The following is a 2,364-nucleotide window of genomic DNA, read 5'->3' as shown; positions in this document are numbered from 1 at the left end:
TTGCAAGGTAAGTGTCCACATATTGCAAGGTAAGTGTCCACATATAAGTGCTGAAACGCACATATATCAATGCTTTCAGAGTACCTAAAAGCATTTAAAAGCTTTTTTATTATTAAAAGCCCAAAAAAATCAAAAACGGTGTTTAAAACTGCCCTATGTTTTCGCTTCGCTCAAACTCTATTGAATCTCGCTGCGCTCGATTCCTGGGGGCAGTTTTTTCAAAGACCGGCTAGGACGCTAAAAACAAGAATGGATTCGCTTCGCTCATAAAGCTTTATGCTCGCTTCGCTCGTCATGGAGCCAATGGCTACAGTCGCTTTGCTCTGTAAATCTCGTTATGAGGCAATAGGGAGCTTGTAATCAGGGAAAGGTAGGGGCGAAATTTTTATAACGCTCAGTCGCTCGTAGACACTCGCTCGGCTACTTGATCAATTTGTTTAGTTGCTCTTCAAAATCTTGCTTGTTTAAATCACCTGAAACGTACTGATCATAAAGTTTTTGATGATCTTCAGTGATTTCTAAATCGTAATATTCTCGATCTGATTTCTTTAAAAACACTTCTGACAAACGATTATTTTTTTCGGCATCACTCAATTTCATGGTCTAAATGCTCCTATTTTGCGTTTATTGGCGTTTTTAGCCCTGTTTAGCTAGATTTCCCTGTTTTTGAAGAAAAGGCGCTTAAATGCGATTTTAGGCGGTTTTTGCGCTATGGGGTGAAATTCGATATTGGTGCTTTGCTAACAAGCAAATTTTTAGCGGTTTGGAGATTTATCATTTTCCGACAGCAGGAGGGAATGCACGCTTACGCGTTTCTCTCCGAGAAACAAAAAACCGACCTCTGAAAAAGATAAAAATAAGCCCCAAAAGTTGGGGCGTTTTGAAATCTTTTTTAGAGGATTAATTGCTACTTTTGGGATTTCAGATAGTCATAAAACTGAATCTGCTGCTTGGGGTCTTTTAGCATGATGCGAAGCCGTTGCATGAAATCATCAGGTGATTCACTTTCTTGTTTCAAATAGTTGAATTTTTTATCTCTGGACATGCCGTAAGAAATTCGGTTGATCTGCATGTTTGAAAAATCTAAAAACTTAGGTTCATCGACCTGTTTGATTGGTGCAGATTGGATTTTCTTAGAACCAAAGCCGAGCTGTTCCAGTAGCGGGTAAAACATTCTGAATTTTTTTGGCTCTAAAAGCATGTCGGCAAGGCGTTTCGTAAAGTCTTCGGCTGACTCTCCGATCTCTGCATATTCGCTACCAACTTCGGGCAGTTCAGATAATTTATGTGCGAACAAATGCCGTTGTGCATCGGTCATTTCAACAAAAAAATCGGGTGTGTTTGGATCTCGTTTAGGGTCGATTTTTTGTTCTAGTTTTGGCTGTGCCTTTTGTTTGAATCGGAATGAAAATCCAGTAATTGAACGACCTGTTTTGTGCTGTTCCGACTTAACGGTTATGTCTGTATGTTCGTTTATTTGCTTGATAGATGGCTCAAATACTCGCTTTTTAAAGTCAGCAATCATTTTATATTCACCATCAAGAACACCTAACTTCCTGCGAAGCTCTTGAGTTTCAATAATTGGAGTTTTCCCTGTACTCCTCCAAGCGATGAGCAATTCATAAAGACGAATTGCATAAGCTGTGCTTAGCCCCTTAATTTGCTGTAACTCATAACTTGTGAACTGTTCTTCTAGTCTTGTTATTAAAGGGATGATTGCAGGGGCGAAAATAAGCTCTACAGATGCAGTATTGTCTATGTAGGCGATTTGAGAAACCCAACGACTGGTTATATTTGCAATCCCTTTCCCACGTTGTTCTTGGTAACTAAATTGGCGTGCAAAAAGGTCTTTGCAAGCATCTTTTAACGCTTGGTAAGCTGTGTTTCTGTGAACATTAAAATGGTTAATATAGCTTTCTGCGTGGATTGTTAAAGGGTCATTAGCATTGATTCCTTTACCACTTTCGCGAGCTTCGATAATTGATAACAGAATAAGTCGCTGTTCAACCAAATCCAAATTATAGCTTGCGTTAATTAAAGCGTTATCTTTCACAATCAAATCTTTCATTATAAATCTTCTAATATGACATTTTTATTTTAGTCATTATATTGACATTATAATTTGTGTCAATATTTTAACTCTAAACAGACAAAACCTTGCAAGGTAAACGCTGTTTTATGGACAATATTTTTTTTGTCAGTATTTGCAAGGTAAGTGTCCACATATTGAAAAAATCTTGCAAGGTAAGTGTCCACATATTGCAAGGTAAGTGTCCACATATAAGTGCTGAAACGCACATATATCAATGCTTTCAGAGTACCTAAAAGCATTTAAAAGCTTTTTTATTATTAAAAGCCCAAAAA

At 37.7% G+C, this 2,364-nt stretch carries 1 protein-coding gene and 1 pseudogene; both read right to left on the bottom strand.

The features are described 5' to 3' along the window. Positions 1-420 precede the first annotated feature (420 nt). Positions 421-600, bottom strand: a complete 180-nt coding sequence (locus tag HYI04_RS16670; protein WP_020847111.1) for a hypothetical protein — start codon at positions 598-600, stop codon at positions 421-423. 541 nt (positions 601-1,141) lie between these two features. Continuing rightward, positions 1,142-2,068, bottom strand: a pseudogene (gene repM / locus HYI04_RS16665) (replication initiation protein RepM); the annotation flags it as partial. Between the last annotated feature and the right edge of the window lie 296 nt (positions 2,069-2,364).

The sequence above is a fragment of the Acinetobacter sp. SwsAc2 genome (assembly GCF_013391465.1).
In the GTDB taxonomy this organism is placed as follows: Bacteria; Pseudomonadota; Gammaproteobacteria; order Pseudomonadales; family Moraxellaceae; genus Acinetobacter; species Acinetobacter johnsonii.
The sequence above is the reverse complement of the archived record's forward strand: the minus strand, read 5'-3'. Positions and strand labels throughout refer to the sequence as shown.